Consider the following 17048-nt stretch of genomic DNA (forward strand, 5'->3'; position numbering starts at 1 on the left):
GCAATCCGGTGGATCAGCCCGCCTCACCGTGTTCGTGCCCGGCGGTGCTCAGGGAGGTGATCTCCCACAGCGGCCACAGCTTCACCGTGCCGTCCTGACCGGTACTGACGACGTATCGCCCGTCTGGACTGAACGCTACCGACGTCACCCAACCTAGGTGGCCCCGCAGGCAGGCGATCACGCGGCCGTCCGAGACATTCCACAGACGAACGGTGCCATCCCAACTGGAGCTCGCGATCGCCGTCCCGTCCGGATTGAATGCTATGGCAGTGACCACGTTCCGGTGGCCGGTCAGAACCTTGTGCTCCTTCCAATCGTCAGTACGCCACATCACGATGCTGCGTTCGGCTGTGCATCCGGCGAGCAGCGAACCGTCCGGAGAGAAGGCGATGAACTTGAACAACCCTGAACGCGGCGCCTTCAGCAGCTGTGATTCGTTCAGCGCTCTGTCCATAATGTGAATAGCGTTACCCCATGTTGCCGCAAGCAGGTGGCCGCCCGGGGCGAACGCCATGTCGTCGGAATGGTATTCGGGCCGAATTTGCGACGACTGTGCGACAGGTTTCCAGTCGCTGGTTCGCCACAGTGTGATGGGTGCATCTTGCGCTGAGGTTGCCAGCAATTCTCCATCCGGGCTGAACGCTGTCGTGTCCGCGTTGTAGGGTAGGGCGACGGCTTGCTTGCCATTGGCGTGCCATATCTTTACGACGTTGCGACAGACGGTGGCCAGTAGAGTGCCATCGGGGCTAAAACTGAGCTGGTTCAGTGTGCCTCCGATCTTGAATCCGGCAACCGTCTTCCAGGTTTCTGTCGACCGCAGTGTGACCCCGGAAAAGTTAGCGGTGGCCAGTATTGAGCCGTCCGGGCTGAAGGTGGCCGTGCTAACGAATCTTTCCTTGGTTAGTGTTATGCTTCGGTCTTCTCGTCTGAGCGCGTACAGTCGCAGCAGCGGTATGCTGAACATGACCGTCACGAGGCCGAATCCGCCGAGCGTGATCGCGCTCGTCCAGGTCGGCGCAGTGAATTGCCAGATCAAGCAGCCCGCGGTCACGGAAAGGGTGCCGCCCTCATACGTCAACAAACGTCGAAACTGCGGTGGATACGGAGTGGAGACGCCCGGCGGCGGCGCGATTTGCGCCGGCTCGGTTTTCGATCGCGGAGGCTGTGCGGGCGACATGAGGAACTGCGCAGGTTGAGGATCGGGCGAGGCGGTGGAGGCACTCAGGGTGGCACGCGCGGCTTCGGCCAGTGGTTGGTTCGTGTCCTCACTCAGTTGGTGCAGCGTTTTCCGCGCGACTTCGTCGCCAAGGCTGGCCAGCTCGCCGAGTTCTTCGACGGCGGCCATACGGATGCGCGTCACGGTGCTGCGCAGCCCTTGCCTGATCTCGGCAGGCAGATCGGGATTGAGGCGGAGGCCGCGGTTGCTGTGTGCGATGTAGAGGTCGCCGACCAGTTGGACGCTGCGGGTCGGTGTCTGGTCCGGGGTGTTCTTCTTCACCTCGTCGTGCACAAAGACGTACAGTTCGTTGGCGTCGATGAAACCGTCGGCGTTGAGGTCGGCGGCTCCGGTACGCAGGCCGCGGACGATGGCGTCGGTGAACACGGACGGTTGGGCGCTGCCGCGGACATGCGGGTCCGGGCCGCGTTCGAAGGCGTACTGGATGGCGGTGGACGCAGTCATCACGGCACAGCCCCGGCCCGAGTCCGCGGTCAATTGCGCGACGACGTCCACGCTGCCCTCGGCCTTGGGGGCCCGTCCGGAGGGGAAAGCGCCGGAATAGCAGCAGTCCAGCCACAGCGCGGCCCGGCGGGCCTGGCTGTTGTCGATGAGCTCCCGCAGGAGGCTGGCGGCCACAGCGGTCGTGGGGAGTAGCTGGTGCTCAGTGTCGGTGGTGACCAGGTGCAGTTGGCCGGAGACATCCTTGACACCGTGACCGGACACGTAGCAGAGGATCATGTCGTCCCGCTCGGCCTCGTTGAACAGCCGGTTGAGCCGCCGCCGCACCTCGTCGGCGGACCGGTTGACGAGCGTCTCGACGGTGAAGCCGCCGATCTCGGGGTTCCGCAGCACGTCGGCGAGGGCTTGGGCATCCGCCTGGGGCGCCCGCAGCGCTCGGAAGGTCGGGTCCGCATGGGTGTCGGTCACGATGAGCAGCGCCGTCCGCCTGCCTGCCATGCCACCTGCCATTCGATACGACCGACGCGCCGTATCCAATCGATAGCGCAAGGTGCGCCGACCCTACAGCGAATCCCGTGCGGTGCACCCGATCGGTCTAATGGGGACCCTGACATATCTCCGGTGTTGCGGCGAAAGCCCGCCGCCGGATCCGGTGAGACCTAGCGTTCCCGCCATGAGCAAGGGGAGCACGATCGTCGCCGAGGGGCTGCGCAAGCGGTACGGCGACCTGTGGGCGGTCGACGGGGTGTCGTTCTCCGTCGGCGAGGGGGAGTTCTTCGGGATCCTCGGTCCCAACGGCGCGGGCAAGACGACGACGCTGGAGATCATCGAGGGGCTGCGCAAGCCCGACGAGGGGAGCGTGCGGCTGTTCGGCGAGCAGCCCTGGCCGCGCAACCCGAAGCTGTTGCCGCGCATCGGGGTGCAGCTGCAGGCCTCGTCGTTCTTCGAGAAGCTGACGGCCCGCGAGCAGCTGGAGACCTTCGCCTCGCTGTACGGCGTGAGCACGGGCACGGCGGCGGACATGCTGGAGCTGGTGGGCCTGGCGGACAAGGCGGACACCCGCGAGAACAAGCTGTCCGGCGGCCAGCGGCAGCGGCTGTCCATCGCCTGCGCCCTGGCCCACGACCCGGACATCGTGTTCCTCGACGAGCCGACGGCGGCGTTGGACCCGCAGGCCCGCCGCAACCTGTGGGACGTGCTGCGCGCGATCAAGGAACGTGGCAAGACCATCGTCTACACCACGCACTACCTGGACGAGGCGGAGATCCTCTGCGACCGCACGGCGATCATGGACAAGGGGAGGATCCTGGCCATGGACGCGCCGGCGACGCTGGTGCGCGGCCTGGACGCGCCGACGCACGTGATGATCGAACGCGGCATCATCCCGCTGGAGGAGGCGAAGACCCTTGCCGGCGTTGAGGAAGCCGCCGACGACGGCGTCTCGTTGCGACTGTCCACTCGCAACCCGGCCAAGCTGCTGTCCACTTTGGCCGAACGCGGCGCGCTGGAGGGCCTGCAGGTCCGTGGCGCCACGCTGGAGGACGTCTTCCTGGAGCTGACCGGACGGGAGTACCGGGCATGACCGCGTTCAAGAGCCTGTCTGTGGCCATGTTCAAGGGGTTCTTCCGCGAACGGGTCGCGCTGTTCTTCACCTTCCTGATGCCGCTGATGTTCCTGGTCATCTTCGGCCTGATCTTCGGCAGCAGTTCCGCCAACAAAACGAAGATCGACGTGGTCGGCGACGGGCCGGTGATCACGGCGCTTGACGGCACCGGCACCGTCGAGATCCAGCACGTGGACTCGTTCGACAAGGCCGTGCAGGCCGTCAGGAACGGCGACGTGCCGGCGGCGATCTCCGTGCAGGGGAACAAGATTCAGCTGCGCTACGCGGCCAGCGACTCGGTCGCCGCCGGCACCGTGCAGGCCATCGTCGGCTCGGTCGTGGACGGCACCAACCTGCAGGCCAGCGGCAAGCCGCCGGCGATAACCCTGGACTCGCAGCGGGTGGAGGACTCGTCGCTGACCGCGATCCAGTTCCTCACGCCGGGCATCCTGTCCTGGGGCCTGGCCACCTCGGCGATCTTCGGCTCCGCGCTGACCCTGGTGAACTGGCGCAAGAAGCAGGTGCTGCGACGGATCCGGCTGGCCCCGGTCAGCACCGGCACGGTGATCTCGTCCCGGCTGCTGGTGACCATCGGAACCTCGGTGTTGCAGGCGATCCTGTTCGTCGCGGTCGCGATGACGCCGGTGTTCGGGCTCAAGCTGGCCGGCCAGTGGTGGCTGGCGCTGCCGCTGCTCGTCCTCGGCTCGCTGTCGTTCTTCTCCATCGGCGTGCTGGTCGGCTCCATCGCCAAGTCCGAGGAGGCGGCGACCGGCATCACCAACGTGATCGTGCTGCCGATGGCGTTCCTGTCCGGCACGTTCTTCCCGCTGCAGAACGCCCCGCAGTGGCTGCAGACCGTCTCGGAGGTGTTGCCGCTGCGGCATCTCAACGACGCCATGGTCGACGTCCTGGTGCGCGGCAAGGGGATCGAGGCGCTCGGCGTTCCGGCGGCGGTTCTCATCGGCTTCACCATCGTGGTCGGATTCGCCGCGTCCCGAGTCTTCAGTTGGGAGGACAGCTGACGTCGCGCGCGTTCCGCGCGCGGCTCGGTCGCTCCAGGCATCGGCGCGACCTCGCCGACCCGGTAGGGGCGTGAGCCCGCTCACGCCCCACACTGGGAGCCATGTTCGACACCCCGTCAGGGCGGTTCCGCGCCGTCGCAGTGGCCGAGGCGGTCTCCTGGGCCGGCCTGCTGATCGGCATGTTCTTCAAGTACGCCATGGGCAACGCCATCGGCGTGCACATCTTCGGCTCGGTGCACGGCGTCGTGTTCATCGCCTACGTGGTGCTGTCGCTGCTGGCCCGCCGGGCCCTGCGGTGGGACAACCGGACCACCGTGTGGGCGCTGGTCGCGAGCATCCCGCCGTTCGGCTCGGTGGTGTTCGAGCGCTGGGCCACCCGCACCGGGCGGCTGGCCGAGCGGGCGGTCGCGATCAGCGCCTGAGCTCAGCCGGCGAAGTCGCCCGCCGCCTTGCGCACCTTGGACAGCAGCTCGGTCAGCTGCTCGGTCTGCCGGTCGGTCAGCCCGCGCAGCCCGAGGTTGACGTCGGACACCGACTTGGTCGCCGCCTCGCACAGCTCGCGGCCGGCCGCGCTGATCTCCACCAGGGTGGTGCGCCGGTCCGACGGGTGCGGCGTGCGCTTGACCAGGCCGTCGGCCTCCAGCCGGTCCACGATGTTGGTGACGCTGGTCGGGTGCAGCTGCAGCCGCTCGCCCATCACCCGCATCGGCAGGCTGCCGCGCCGGGAGAACGTCAGCAGCACCAAGGCCTCGAACCGGGCGAAGGTCAGCCCGTGCGGCTTGAGCGCCGCGTCCACCGTGGACTGCAGGATCTGCTGCACCCGCATGATGCTGGTGACCGCCGCCATCGCCCCGGACGGGCCGACCCGCTCCTCCCACATGCCCGCGGCGCGGGCGATCGGGTCGAACGGCAACGGTTGGGTGGCCATGGTTGTCGACGCTAGCAGTTCAGGGGTCGGTGATCACGGGTTGTTGCCGGAGCGCCCCGCAGCGGGTTGACTGGCCGGCATCCAGACAGGGAGGGCCGATGCTGGTCGCGTTCAGTGTGTCGCCGCTCGGCGGCGAGTCCGACAGCGTGGCGGAGGCGGTCGCCGACGCGGTGCGCGTGGTTCGGGAGTCGGGGCTGCCCAACGAGACCACCAGCATGTTCACCACCATCGAGGGTGAGGACTGGGACGAGCTGATGGACGTCGTCAAGCGCGCGGTGCAGGCCGTGCAGGCGCACGCGCCGCGGGTGTCGCTGGTGCTCAAGGCGGACATCCGCCCCGGGCACACCGATCAGCTGCACGCCAAGGTGGAACGGGTGGAGAACTACCTGTCATGAGTGCGCGGCGGATGTGGACGCTGTACGAGCCGTACCACGGCGTCACCTACTTCGCGCCGCAGGCGCGGGCCGCGACCGACGCGCTGGGCTGCCGCGGCGGCTGGATGGGCTACTTCGGGCTGCGTGCGGCCCCGCTCGGCGCCGTGCCGGCCGAGGTCGTCGCCGCCTCCTTCTACAACTTCAAGCTGAGCCGGGTCGCCCGCGCCATTCCCACCGCGTGGACCATCGCCACCCCGGAGCAGTTCCTCGAGGCCCGGCTCGCCGGCGTCGACGCCGGCCTGCGCGCGATCTTCGGTGACGACGTCGTCGGCGACGACATGATCGAGGCGGCCCAGCTGGCGCAGCGCGCCGCCCTCGCCGCCCCGATCGCCGGCCGGCCGCTGGCCGCCGCCAACGTGGCGCTGCCGTGGCCCGATCCGCCGCACCTCGTGCTGTGGCACGCCACGACGATCCTGCGCGAGTCCCGCGGCGACGGCCACGTGGCCGCGCTGGTCGCGGCCGGCCTCGACCCCGTCGAGACGCTCGTCGCGTTCGCCGCCGACCGGGAGGTCTCCGACCAGCAGGGCTGGGAGGCATGGCGGGGCTGGACGGCCGAGGACTGGGCCGCCGCGCAGCGCCGGCTGCGGGATCGCGGGCTGATGGACAAGGAAAACCGGATCACCGCCGACGGCTCCCGGGCCCGGCACGATGTCGAGACGCGGACCGATGCCGCGGCCGAGCTGCCGTGGGAGGTCCTCGGCGACGCCGGCACCGAGCGGCTGGCGGAGTTGATGACGGGGTTCCTGCGCCGGATCGTGGCCGCGGGCGTCGGCGTCATCAAGCCGCACCCGATGGGCCTGGACCTGGTCAAGATCGCGGGGGAGTGACGTGGAACGGGAATTCGCCGAGAAGTTCGCTCAGGAGTGGGTCGAGGCGTGGAACGCGCACGACCTGGAGCGGCTGCTCGCGCACTTCGCCGACGACGTGGTGTGGAGCTCGCCGGTGGTGGTGTCGTTCTGCGGCGACGAGTCCGGGACGCTGTACGGCAAGCAGACGGTGCGGGAGTACTACGCCGCGGGGCTGCGCCGGATCCCGGACCTGCGCTTCGAGGTGCTGAGCGTGCGGGTCGGCATGGACGTGCTGGTGATCAACTACCGGAACCAGGACGGCCGCGAGGTCAGCGAGGTCCTCAAGCTGCGTGACGGCCTGGTGGTCGAGGGGCACGGCACGTACGCCTGACGGAACTCGACATTCGGTGTGTCCGAGAGCGTGACTCGCCGGGGTCAGGGCGAGATCTCCTCCAGCGTCCGCCCCCGGGTCTCCTCGGCCAGGAACGCCGTCACCGCCGCGGCCAGCATCGCCACGCCCAGCACGGCGAAGGCGGCCGGCAGCCCGAGGCCGGCCGCGAACGCGCCGACGACGAGCGGGCCGGCGATGACGCCGACGCGGTTCCACACGCCGCCGAGGCTCGCGCCGGCGGCGCGCATCGGCGTCGGATACAGCTCGGGGGCGTACAGGTAGAGCCCGAGGTTGACGGCGAACACGAACAACGCCCCGAGGGCGGACAGCACCAGCAGCTCCAGTGGCGAGTTCGCGCCGAGGGCGGCCAGCGCGGCGAAGGTCACCGCCGCCAGCGCGCTACCGCCGGCCAGGCAGGCCCGCCGGCCGATGCGGTCCACCAGCAGCGCGATCGCCACCGCCCCGAGCAGGCCGGCGACCGAGGTCGCCACGCTGTACGTCAGCGCCGTCGAGACCGGTAACCCGAAGACATCGGTGTAGATCGTCGGCAGCCAGCTGGCCACGCCGTAGTTGGCGAAGTAGCTGAGCAGCCACAGCAACCCGACGATCACCGTGCGCCGCAGGTAACGGCGGCGCACCGAGGGCGCCCGGGTGATCGCCACGACCGGCGGCAGCGGCCGACCCGTCGACCGCTGCACGGCCCGTTCGATCCGCTCCATCACGCCCATGGCCCGCTCGCCCCGCCCGGACGCCGCCAGCCACCGCGGCGACTCCGGCACCCAGCGCAGGATGGGCCCGACCAGCAGCGCCGGCAGCACGCCGATGCCGTACACCCAGCGCCAGCCCAGCACCGGCACCACCCACGCGGCGACGATCGCCACGGCGGTCAGCCCGGCCGGGAACACCAGCTCGTACAGCAGCACGAACCGGCCGCGCCGGTCGGACCGGGCCAGCTCGCCGATGTAGGTCGCCGCCGCCGGCACCTCGCCGCCGATGCCCACACCCTGCACGAAGCGCAGCAGCACGAACGAGACGAAGCCCGGCGAGATGGCCAGCCCCATGCACGACAGCGAGGTCACCGCGAGCGCGATCACCACCACGTTCACCCGCCCGATCCGGTCCGCCAGCACGCCGGACACCAGCGCGCCGAGCAGCATGCCGACCGAGCCGCTGGTGATGGCCAGCGCCTGCTGGCCCGTGCCCAGGCCCCACTCCACGGTCAGCGACGGCAGCGTGTAGGCGATGGCCAGCTGGTCGAAGCCCTCGAAGAAGGTGACGACCCCGACCAGCCAGCGAACCCGCAGGTGCCAGCCGGAGTCCGGCAGTCTCTCCAGGCGGGCGGGCACGTCCTCGCCACCGGCCACCATGGCCACCCCCAGTGTCCCGACCGGTAACTGTGTGTGGACAGTGTCCTGTCAGCCGGACTCGCGGGCAACCGTCGGCAGGTTCGTGCCAGGATGGAACCGTGACAAGGCCAAACCCCCGCCAGAGCGCAGCTCTGTCCGCGGCGCTGTCCGGCGCCGTCGACCTGTCCGGTCTGAAGGCGAAGGCCGACGCGGCGAGCCGGCAGCCGGCCCCTCCCGCGGGCGGCGCGCAAGCCGCGGCCACCCCCGCCACCGGCGACTTCGTCGTCGCCGTGAGCGAGGCCAGCTTCCAGACCGACGTGGTCGAGCGGTCCATGCAGGTCCCGGTCATCGTGGACCTGTGGGCCGAGTGGTGCGGGCCGTGCAAGCAGCTGTCCCCGGTGCTGGAGCGGCTGGCCCAGGCCGCCGGCGGCGCCTGGATCCTGGCCACCGTGGACGTGGACGCGAACCCGCGCATCGCTCAGCTGTTCGGCGTGCAGTCCATCCCGACCGTGGTGGCCATCGCCGGCGGCCAGCCGATCGACGCGTTCGCGGGCGCGCTGCCCGAGCCGGAGATCCGCAAGTGGCTGGACTCCCTGCTGGACGCGCTGCGCGACAAGCTGCCCGGCATCCGCATCGCCGAGCAGGGCGGCGCCGGGCAGCCGTACGAGGAGCCCGAGGACCCGCGGTTCACCGCCGCCGAGGACGCGTTCGAGCGCGGCGACTACGCCGCCGCCGAGGCCGCCTACCAGGAGATCCTCGCCGCCGAGCCGGCCAACGCCGACGCCAAGGCCGCGCTGGCCCAGGTCCGCTTCACCGCGCGGGCCGAGGCCGCCGACCCGGCCGCGGTCGCCGCCGCGGACGCCGACCCGGACAACATCGACGCCCAGCTCACCGCCGCCGACGCGCTGATCGCCGCCAACGAGGTGGAGGCCGCCTTCGCGCGGCTGGTGGACACCGTCCGCCGCACGTTCGGCGACGACCGGGACCGGGTGCGCCAGCACCTCGTCGGCCTGTTCGAGCTGTTCCCGTCGGACGACACCCGGGTCGCCGCCGCCCGCCGCAACCTGGCCAGCGCCCTCTACTAGCCCCACCTAGAGCTGTCAAGCCTGGGATGTTCGGAACGGACCATTCCTCAACTCGGAGTTTAGGAATGGTCCGTTCCGGGCTTCAGGGGCGGGTGTGGACGGCGACCGCGTTGGAGTTGGTGGTGCACTTCGAGCGGCCCAGGAGGTGCTTTCGGCACGCCTGGATCTGGAAGCCGTAGGTCACCCCCGGCTCGGGGTGGTCGAAGACGAAGTGGGTGCGGGCGGCCTCGATGCTGACGATGCCGGGTCGCCCGACCACCCAGTAGCTGACGTTGTAGGCGTCGGCCGCCGGGTACTTCCAGTCGAGCTGGAGGTCGCCGTCGCCGTCCTGGACGACGCTGGTCAGGTACGGCCGGTCCGGCACGAAGCAGTCGGCGGTGTTGAGCGACGGCCTGTGGTTGCCGGACGCGACCACGACCGGCTGGCCGGGCGACTCCAGCAGGTAGCCGCGGGCGAAGTTGATGTAGCGGCTGCAGCCGTCGAACCGGTCGGTGTCGACGGGATCGCCGAGCAGTTGGCGGTAGTTGATCCACGCGGCCCGCATCGGCGATGTCATGGTGAGGAGCCCGCCGACGGACGGGAACCAGAACCCGTAGTTGCCGTCCGCCCCCTGGACCCAGGAGATATCGTCCGTGTGCTGGATGGGGCTGACGGGGCACATGTGGTTCGCGGCGTGCCCCTCGAACACCCCCGGGAAATGCGGGTCGTAGGGCGCGTACCGTTGGCAGACGTTCTCGGCGGACACGGTGTCGGCGGCGGACTGCAGGAACACCGACAGGACGGCGACGGCCAGCAGTAGTGCGCCGGTCAGGCGCAGCTTGTGGGCGACGACGGACGCCGGACGGGCGTGCTCGCCCGCGGATCCGGCGATCTCCCGCGCCCACTTCGTCTGCCGCCACGTCATGTACGCCGTCACGCCGAACGACGACAGCACGGTGAGCAGCACCGCCACCGTCGCGTCGCCGATCTCCGACATCAGGCCGACCTCGGCGACAACGACCACGAGCAGCGCCGCCCCGGCGGCCAGCGCGGTCCGGGCGGCCCGCCACCACCAGGGCGCGTGCAGCACCTGCATCGCCCAGGCGTGACCGACTTCGTCGCCGGGACCGGTATCGCCGGTCCTTGCCCGCCGCAACACGTCCCGCCGGCCACGGAATCCGAGTTGCCACCAGGCAACCTGCACGCCGACGATGTCGGCAAGGTCCCCCGTCCTCACGGGTATCCACGGTAGGGCCGGATGCTCCAATGTAGTAGGGGAAATGGGGGTCGTCGCATGGCCGACGGTGGCGTGACGCGGGCCCACCCCGCGCCGATGCTGCTGGTTCTCAGCTTCCGGTGGCTCACCGTCGGGTGGACCGCCGTCGTCGCCCTGCTCAGCAACCAGGTCCTGGAGCAGCGGGCCGGCCTGGCCGTGGTGACCCTGGCCGCCATGCTCGGCTGGACCGCCTGGCTGACGGTCGCGGCGGTCCGCCGCCCCGAGCGGGTGCTGTCCGTCGACCTGCTGCTGGCCATCCTCGTGCTGCTCGTCTCCGGCTGGGTGGGGCCGCAGGGCCAGCTGCTCACCGACCACCCCACCTTCGCCGGCGCCTACCCCATGGCCGCCGTCGCCGCCTGGGCCACTGTCTTCGGGGTGCGCGGCGGCGCGTTCGCGGGCGTCGCCGTCGCCGTCTGCCTGCCCATGGGCTACTACCTCAACGGTTCCGCCACCATCGACACCGGCTTCCTGGACTGGCTGAGCCTGGTCGGCAGCGCCCTCGCTTACGTGGTGCTCGGCGGGGCCGTCGGCATCGCCACCGCCCAGTTCGAACGGGTGTCGCTGAGCTTGGCCGAGGGCCGCGCCGTGGTGGCGAGTCTCCGTGAACGGGAGCGGATCGCCGCCCACATCCACGACGACGTGCTGCAGCGCCTCGGTCAGATCCGCAAGCACGGTGGCGACCTGGCCGACCGCGGCGGCGTCACCGCGACCGAGCTGCGTGCCCTGATGGCCGACGTCGGACGGCAGGAGGCGAGCCTGCGCCGGCTGGTGCTGGCCGAGAACCCCGGGGCCTCCTCCGGCACCCGATCACTCGTCGAGGCCATCGCGGAGGTCGCCGACGGCTACCAGCAGTGGCCCATTCGGCTCGTCGACAGCGGCCACATCCCGGTGCCCGCCGACGTCGCCGCCGAGCTGGCGGCCGCCGTCAACGAACTGCTCGGCAACGTCGTCAAGCACGCCGACGCCGAGCACGTCTGGATCTCGGTGCTCGACGACGGCTCCCTCATCACAGTCGACGTGCGTGACGACGGCGTCGGCTTCGCCTACGACGAGCCCGAACTGGCCGCCTCCGGCCGGCTGGGGCTCGCGGTCAGCGTCCGCGCCCGGCTGGAGCGGCTGGGCGGCAGCGTCACCATCCGGAGCCGTCCCGGCCGGGGAACCGAGGTGCGGCTGGAACTGAGGAGCGGCTCATGACAGCGACCACATCGACCGTGCGGGTGCTCGTCGTCGAGGACCACCCGGTGACCAGGGCCGGCATCAGGGCCAGCCTGGACAACCACCCCGGCCTGACCGTCGTCGGCGAGGCCGACAACGCCGCCATGGCCTTCCGCCTGCTCGACGTGGAACTCGTCCATGTCGTGCTGGTGGATCTACGACTAGGCGACGAACAGGGCATGGACCTCATCGAGCATCTGGCCCGCACCCGGCCGTCGACCAGAGTGCTCGTGCTCTCCCAGGCGTCGCCGGGCGAGGTGCTGGCGGCGATGAAGGCCGGTGCGCACGGCTACGTGAGCAAAGCGGCCACCACCGCCGAGCTCACCCACGCCGTGCTGGCCGTGCTGGAGGGGCCCGTGCTGCCGCCGGAGCTGGCGGCCCGACTGGTCGGGGAGTTCCAGCACCGGTCGTCGCTGACCGGCCGTGAACGCGAGGTGCTCGGCTGTCTCGCCCGCGGCTACGACAACCGGGAGATCGCCGAGGAGCTCGGCGTCGCCGTCCGCACGGTCAACCGGCACCTGGAGAACATCCGGGAGAAGCTGGGCAGCCGACGGCGCTCCGAGCTGATTCGGCTGGCCCGGGAGTGGGACGCCGCCGGCTAGTCGAACTTCTGCGTGCAGGTGGAGGCGCCCTGGAGGAAGCCGATCCGGAACGCCTCCACCCGCGTGAAGCCCGACGCGGCCGCCTTCCCGTTGACGTCGGCCGCGATCAGGCTGTTCGTCGTGAGCAGCTCGGCCACGGCCTCGTCGAGGTCGCCCGCCGTCAGCGAGAGACTGTCGACACCCTTCTTCATCGCCGCGCCCCAGTAGCCGACCAGGCAGGCCGTGCGGAGGCCGGTGTTGGTGTCGTCCAGCGGGAGGTTCGCCGCCTTCTGCACCGACAGCACGTAGCGCGAGGCCACCTCGCCGAAGGCCGCGAAGTCGCCGATGCCGGAACCCTTCTTCGTCGGCGTGCCGATCACCTTGAGCTTGGCCAGGTCCATCGAGACGGTGTCGGTCGCCGGGCAGTAAGCCGTCGGCGACGTCGTCTTCGCGTCGCTGCACTGCTGTGGCTTGGCGGTGCTCAGCGTCGGCGGCTTGGCGCCGGACTGGGCGAACACCTGGTTCAGGGCGCGGCCCACGCGCTGGAGGTTGCCCGTGGTGATCGGCACGTTGCCGTTCTGGGCGGCGTCCTCGTCGTTGCGGAACGCCGTCTCGGTGATGCGGCCGTTGATCTCGGCCACGTCGATCTTGGCGCAGCGCTGGGGGCCGTCGGTGAAGCCGGTCTGGAAGGCGAAGACCCGGTCGAAGGCGTTGCCGTGCGCGGACTGTCCCTTGAACGAGTCGCCCGGCTGATCGCGCACGAAGAACGTCGTCGCCAGCACCTTGTTCAGACCGTCGCCGGTCGACATCTGGAAATGCTTGGCCTTGTCCTCGGCCACATAGCGCATGAACGCGCCGGCATAACAATCCGCTTGTTGCTCAAGGACAATGCTCGGCGTCGCATTGTTCACGCCGGACAACGGGCCCAGCTGCGACTGCACCGCGTGGCCCATCTCGTGCGCCAGAACCATGGTCACCGCGAGCGGACCGAAACTCTGCACCAGTCCCGGCAGCAGTTCACCGCGGTCCCAGGAGACGCTGTTGTCGAGGTCGCAGTAGAAGGCGTTGACCACGCCGGCCGTGTTCTCGTGGCCCGCGCAGACCCGCAGGTTGGCGCCGTCCGAGTCGTACGAGGTGAGCTTGGACGCCGGCTTGAACTGCTTTCCGAACACCTTCGGCAGCTGGTCGCGCCAGTAGTCGTCCACGTCGGACAGGGTGTTGACCGCCAGCCGGTCCATCTCGCCGTGATCGCTGTTGGTCACCGGCAGCGTCGCGTCCGGCACTCCCGGCCGGGGGCCGCTGGCGCCCGAGTTCACCGGCATGCCGCCCGCCGAGCCCGGATCCAGCTGGCCGAGCGGGCCCGCCGATCCCGCGACCTTCGCCGAGCAGTTGGTCAGCAGCGCGATCGCGGCCGCCAGCGCCAAAACCGTCGACCCGAGACGCCGACCTGCCGTGCTCATTCTTGTGCTTCCCCTTGCCGCCCTTTGCTACGCCGCGAGCACCCTACTGGCCTAAAGGGCTGCCTGTCCGGCGGTTGGCGACGCGTTTCAGCCGTGATCGGAACGTGAAAATATCTCACTCCCGGGGGTGAATTCTGCCGTTCAACGCTGCGATCCCTTGTGCTGGCCCCGACGGGGAGTGAGTCTCGTCACGAAGTTACCGACGGGTACTTCGCCTGTTGGAAGGGAGAAAGCCATGCGCGAAGCCGACGACGTCGAGTTCGGCGACGACACCGAACCCGAGGTCGCCCCCGTTCGGGGCCGCACCCGGTGGCTGCGCTTCGCCGGCACGTTCGCCGTGGGTGGCGTGCTGGCCGGTGGGTTGCTCGTCGGCGTGTCCCAGGGCGCGTTCGCCGCGTCGTTCGCGGTGTCCGGCACCAGCTTCGAGGTCACCTCCTCGCACCTCGTGGGCACCGGATTCGTCCAGTTCGGCGGGATTTCCGCCAGCCCCGACGCGGCGCACCCGGTGGCCGTCAACGCGTTCAAGAGCGCCGACCTGGACAACTTCTGCCAGTCGGTGTTCCTGCCGAACAACCCGATCATCGGCGACCTCACGCTGCGGATCACGGCCGACGGCGCCAAGGGCATGCACGCCGACAACATGGTCGTCGACATCGCGCAGGTGGACGGCGACTTCACGCTGAACAACCCCGACATCGGCGTGGACGCCAGCCAGGTCTCCAAGGGCCCCATCGGCGCGCAGGGCCGGCCGGGCGACTTCGGCATGCAGGCCGACTCGATCTCGATCAACAACTTGAAGCAGGTTGCCTGGGGCACCTCCGCGCAGACCATCGCCTTCAAGGGCATGAGCCTGCGGATCGTCGCCGGCAACAACCAGTGCATCAAGTAGTTCGAGCACACACGGCTGCGGCAGCACATTCCCTCGGGTGCTGCCGCAGTCGTGGTTGGAAGGGAGTTCGCACGTGGCCGGTTCCGTGATCGGCAGGGCGTGGCACGCCTTCGGCCGATGGCGGCGCAGCCGTCCGTTCTGGGCGGGGCTGTTCCTGCTCCTGTCCGGGCTGGTGATCATCTTCCCGCCGTTCGCCTCGCTGAAGCTCGGCGCCATGGCGATATCCATCCAGACCATCGGCGGCCTGTCCGGCGCGCTCATCGGCACCCTGCTGGTGGTGTGCGCACTCACCATGTGGATACGACCGCAGTTCCGGCTGGCCGCCGGCATCGCGTCGCTCATCCTGGCGCTGACCGCGCTGGTGACCACCAACCTCGGCGGCTTCCTCGCCGGCACGCTGCTGGGCATGATCGGCTCTGCGCTGGCGCTGTCGTGGACGCCCAAGACGCGCAAGCGCAAGGCCGCCAAGGCCGTGCCACCCGCCGCCGTCGCTGTGGTTCTGCTCGCCGGGCTCGCCGTTCACGGCCTCAGCGACCCCACCGTTGCCGTCGCCGACCCGTCGCCCACCTCCGTGACGGCCACAACCTCCGCGGCGCCCACCAGCACCACCACGACCACCGTCGCGCCGACTTCGACGACCTCGCCGCCGTCGTCGGGCAGCGCGACGGCCACCTCCACGTCCACCTCGGCGGCGGCGACGAGCACCACCACCGCCACCCCGTCCCCGCCCGCCCTGCCGGCGGGGACGCGGGTGTGGACCCTGGAGTCGCCGTCGATCGCCATGAGCGGCCTGAGCTACAAGGGCATCGTCAACACCGTCGTCGGCGGCAAGACCATCAAGGTCCTCAAGTTCACCGCCTCGTCGGTGAAAATCAAGAACCTCGTCCAGACCGCCGACCGCGGCGGCGGCCACAAGATCATCACCACCGCCGCCCCCGGCAGCACCTCCACCATCACCGGCGGCGCCATCACCATGCTCACCGCCGAGATCAAGGGCACCGCCGTCGTGAACATCCTCGGCATCCCGGTGCGGCTGCCCATCGACTACACCGCCACCAGCCCGCCCCTGATCACGCCGCCCGAGGTGACCTTCGAGAACGTCGTCGTCACCAACACCGACCAGTCCGGCGGCACTCTCACCATCCCCGGCGCCAAGATCGTCGCCACCTGACGCATGGACCCGATGCCGTGCTCGGACGGGGCTGGCATGCTGGCGTCGTGTACCGGGAGTGGGCGACGGGCCTGGCCGGGGCGATCGCGTGGAGTCGCGTGGTGGACGAGCCGCGGACTCATCGGATCCTGCCCGACGGCTGCCTCGACCTGATCTGGTCCGACGGGCACCTGCTCGTCGCCGGCCCGGACACCGTGGCCCACGAGATGACCAGCCCGGCCGGCCGGGTCTATGCCGGACTGCGGTTCATGCCCGGCACCGGGCCATCGGTCTTCGGTGTGCCTGCCCACGAGCTTCGGGACAGCCGGGTCCGGCTGGATCAGATCTGGCCGCAGCGGCTTGTCGACGGCCTGACGGCCCGGGTCTCTGATGCGTCCGACCGTGCGGCCGCGCTCGTGGACGTCGCCCGTGACCGCATCGAGGTCGACCCCATGATCAGCGCAGTCGTCGGGGCGCTGCGTGCGGGGCGGTCGGTGGCGAAGGTGGCTGAGGAGACGGGGCTGAGTGAGCGGCAGTTGCTGCGTCGCAGCCTCGCGGCGTTCGGGTACGGGCCGAAGACGCTGGCGCGGGTGCTGCGGATGGAGCGGGCTCTTGCCCTGGCCGCTCGTGGCGTGCCTGCGGCGGATGTTGCTGCCAGCACCGGCTATGCCGATCAGGCTCACCTGTCACGGGAAGTGAAGGCACTCGCCGGCGTGCCGCTGAGTCGTTTGGCGGGGTGAGGTGAGGGCGGTCGGGGGCAAGCTGCTACCCGCCGGCCGCCTGTCCGCTTTCATTCGCCCAACGGGCAGAAGAGGTCCACGCCGTTGCCGTCGGGGTCGTGGACGACGGCGTAGCGCTGGCCCCAGAAGGCGTCCCAGGGCTCCTTGTGGCCGTGGTGGCCGGCGTCGACGAGGTCCCGGTAGACGTGGTCGACGTCGGAGGGGGAGGAGCAGAGGAAGGCGAGGCCGATGCGGTGGGAGCCGGTCGGCGGGGTCCAGGTGGGGTCGAAGGAGCGGACGGTGTCGACGGTGTCCCACATGATCTGCAGCCCGCCGGGGAGGGAGGCGGCGACGTGGGGTTCGGAGTCGGCGGCGACGGGGATGGAGAGGCCGAGCCGGCGGTAGAAGGCGAGGGTCTTGGCCATGTCGTCGACGACGAGGCCGACCACGGAGAACTGGGGTGTCATGCGGCAAGACGCTAGGCAGTGAGCACCGGAAGCGTCT

Annotated in this window: 18 protein-coding genes; 12 read left to right on the top strand and 6 right to left on the bottom strand. The window is 70.0% G+C overall.

The window, feature by feature from the left end; translation table 11 throughout:
- Positions 1 to 13: 13 nt before the first annotated feature.
- Positions 14 to 2176: a caspase, EACC1-associated type gene (locus tag BJ998_RS25430; RefSeq protein ID WP_184865537.1), complete on the bottom strand. Its 2163-nt coding sequence runs from the start codon at positions 2174 to 2176 to the stop codon at positions 14 to 16.
- A gap of 175 nt (positions 2177 to 2351) precedes the next feature.
- Here BJ998_RS25430 and BJ998_RS25435 point away from each other — a divergent pair, with 175 nt between their 5' ends.
- From BJ998_RS25435 to BJ998_RS25445, 3 genes are all read left to right on the top strand, one after another.
- Entirely contained in the window at positions 2352 to 3260 is a 909-nt protein-coding gene (locus BJ998_RS25435) for an ABC transporter ATP-binding protein (RefSeq protein ID WP_184865539.1), read from the top strand.
- Positions 3257 to 4303: an ABC transporter permease gene (locus BJ998_RS25440; protein ID WP_184865541.1), complete on the top strand. Its 1047-nt coding sequence runs from the start codon at positions 3257 to 3259 to the stop codon at positions 4301 to 4303. Before BJ998_RS25435 ends, BJ998_RS25440 begins: the two co-directional genes overlap by 4 nt.
- A 101-nt stretch (positions 4304 to 4404) precedes the next feature.
- The gene (locus tag BJ998_RS25445) at positions 4405 to 4725 is read left to right on the top strand and encodes a DUF3817 domain-containing protein (protein ID WP_184865543.1); all 321 of its coding nucleotides are present in this window, start codon (positions 4405 to 4407) and stop codon (positions 4723 to 4725) included.
- A gap of 2 nt (positions 4726 to 4727) precedes the next feature.
- Here the strand turns inward: BJ998_RS25445 and BJ998_RS25450 are convergent, their stop codons facing one another.
- A complete protein-coding gene (locus BJ998_RS25450) occupies positions 4728 to 5231 on the bottom strand; it encodes a MarR family winged helix-turn-helix transcriptional regulator (RefSeq protein WP_184865545.1) in 504 nt (167 codons plus the stop codon).
- 98 nt (positions 5232 to 5329) lie between these two features.
- On the opposite strand from BJ998_RS25450, the gene BJ998_RS25455 reads away from it, so the two are divergent.
- The 3 genes from BJ998_RS25455 to BJ998_RS25465 are packed head-to-tail and all read left to right on the top strand — an operon-like array spanning position 5330 to position 6844.
- Positions 5330 to 5626 carry an MTH1187 family thiamine-binding protein gene (locus tag BJ998_RS25455; protein ID WP_184865547.1) on the top strand — a complete coding sequence of 99 codons (297 nt, stop codon included), beginning with the start codon at positions 5330 to 5332 and terminating at the stop codon, positions 5624 to 5626.
- Complete coding sequence (locus BJ998_RS25460; RefSeq protein WP_184865549.1) at positions 5623 to 6492, top strand: SCO6745 family protein; 870 nt, start codon at positions 5623 to 5625, stop codon at positions 6490 to 6492. The genes BJ998_RS25455 and BJ998_RS25460 overlap by 4 nt, the downstream gene beginning before the upstream one ends.
- Position 6493: 1 nt before the next feature.
- Positions 6494 to 6844 carry a nuclear transport factor 2 family protein gene (locus BJ998_RS25465; RefSeq protein WP_184865551.1) on the top strand — a complete coding sequence of 117 codons (351 nt, stop codon included), beginning with the start codon at positions 6494 to 6496 and terminating at the stop codon, positions 6842 to 6844.
- 44 nt (positions 6845 to 6888) lie between these two features.
- Here the strand turns inward: BJ998_RS25465 and BJ998_RS25470 are convergent, their stop codons facing one another.
- A complete protein-coding gene (locus BJ998_RS25470; protein WP_184865553.1) occupies positions 6889 to 8211 on the bottom strand; it encodes an MFS transporter in 1323 nt (440 codons plus the stop codon).
- Between the two features lie 98 nt (positions 8212 to 8309).
- Here BJ998_RS25470 and BJ998_RS25475 point away from each other — a divergent pair, with 98 nt between their 5' ends.
- Entirely contained in the window at positions 8310 to 9275 is a 966-nt protein-coding gene (locus BJ998_RS25475) for a tetratricopeptide repeat protein (protein ID WP_312890322.1), read from the top strand.
- 82 nt (positions 9276 to 9357) lie between these two features.
- On the opposite strand, the gene BJ998_RS25480 is transcribed toward BJ998_RS25475, so the two are convergent.
- Positions 9358 to 10491 carry a fibronectin type III domain-containing protein gene (locus tag BJ998_RS25480; RefSeq protein WP_184865554.1) on the bottom strand — a complete coding sequence of 378 codons (1134 nt, stop codon included), beginning with the start codon at positions 10489 to 10491 and terminating at the stop codon, positions 9358 to 9360.
- Positions 10492 to 10548: 57 nt separating this feature from the next.
- On the opposite strand from BJ998_RS25480, the gene BJ998_RS25485 reads away from it, so the two are divergent.
- Together BJ998_RS25485 and BJ998_RS25490 are read left to right on the top strand one after the other, a co-directional pair.
- The gene (locus BJ998_RS25485) at positions 10549 to 11724 is read left to right on the top strand and encodes a sensor histidine kinase (RefSeq protein ID WP_184865556.1); all 1176 of its coding nucleotides are present in this window, start codon (positions 10549 to 10551) and stop codon (positions 11722 to 11724) included.
- Complete coding sequence (locus BJ998_RS25490; RefSeq protein ID WP_184865558.1) at positions 11721 to 12347, top strand: response regulator transcription factor; 627 nt, start codon at positions 11721 to 11723, stop codon at positions 12345 to 12347. Before BJ998_RS25485 ends, BJ998_RS25490 begins: the two co-directional genes overlap by 4 nt.
- On the opposite strand, the gene BJ998_RS25495 is transcribed toward BJ998_RS25490, so the two are convergent.
- Positions 12344 to 13786, bottom strand: coding sequence for a neutral zinc metallopeptidase (locus BJ998_RS25495; protein WP_184865560.1), 1443 nt, complete (start codon positions 13784 to 13786; stop codon positions 12344 to 12346). The genes BJ998_RS25490 and BJ998_RS25495 overlap by 4 nt on opposite strands.
- 235 nt (positions 13787 to 14021) lie before the next feature.
- On the opposite strand from BJ998_RS25495, the gene BJ998_RS25500 reads away from it, so the two are divergent.
- The 3 genes from BJ998_RS25500 (at position 14022) to BJ998_RS25510 (ending at position 16565) form a co-directional block, all read left to right on the top strand.
- On the top strand, positions 14022 to 14675 hold the full coding sequence (locus BJ998_RS25500; protein ID WP_184865562.1) for a DUF6230 family protein: 654 nt from the start codon (positions 14022 to 14024) through the stop codon (positions 14673 to 14675).
- A gap of 73 nt (positions 14676 to 14748) precedes the next feature.
- Complete coding sequence (locus tag BJ998_RS25505; protein ID WP_184865564.1) at positions 14749 to 15846, top strand: DUF6114 domain-containing protein; 1098 nt, start codon at positions 14749 to 14751, stop codon at positions 15844 to 15846.
- A gap of 101 nt (positions 15847 to 15947) precedes the next feature.
- On the top strand, positions 15948 to 16565 hold the full coding sequence (locus BJ998_RS25510) for a helix-turn-helix domain-containing protein (RefSeq protein ID WP_312890323.1): 618 nt from the start codon (positions 15948 to 15950) through the stop codon (positions 16563 to 16565).
- Positions 16566 to 16615: 50 nt separating this feature from the next.
- Here the strand turns inward: BJ998_RS25510 and BJ998_RS25515 are convergent, their stop codons facing one another.
- Positions 16616 to 17011, bottom strand: a complete 396-nt coding sequence (locus BJ998_RS25515; protein WP_184865568.1) for a VOC family protein — start codon at positions 17009 to 17011, stop codon at positions 16616 to 16618.
- Between the last annotated feature and the right edge of the window lie 37 nt (positions 17012 to 17048).

It is taken from the genome of Kutzneria kofuensis, assembly GCF_014203355.1.
GTDB lineage: Bacteria > Actinomycetota > Actinomycetes > Mycobacteriales > Pseudonocardiaceae > Kutzneria > Kutzneria kofuensis.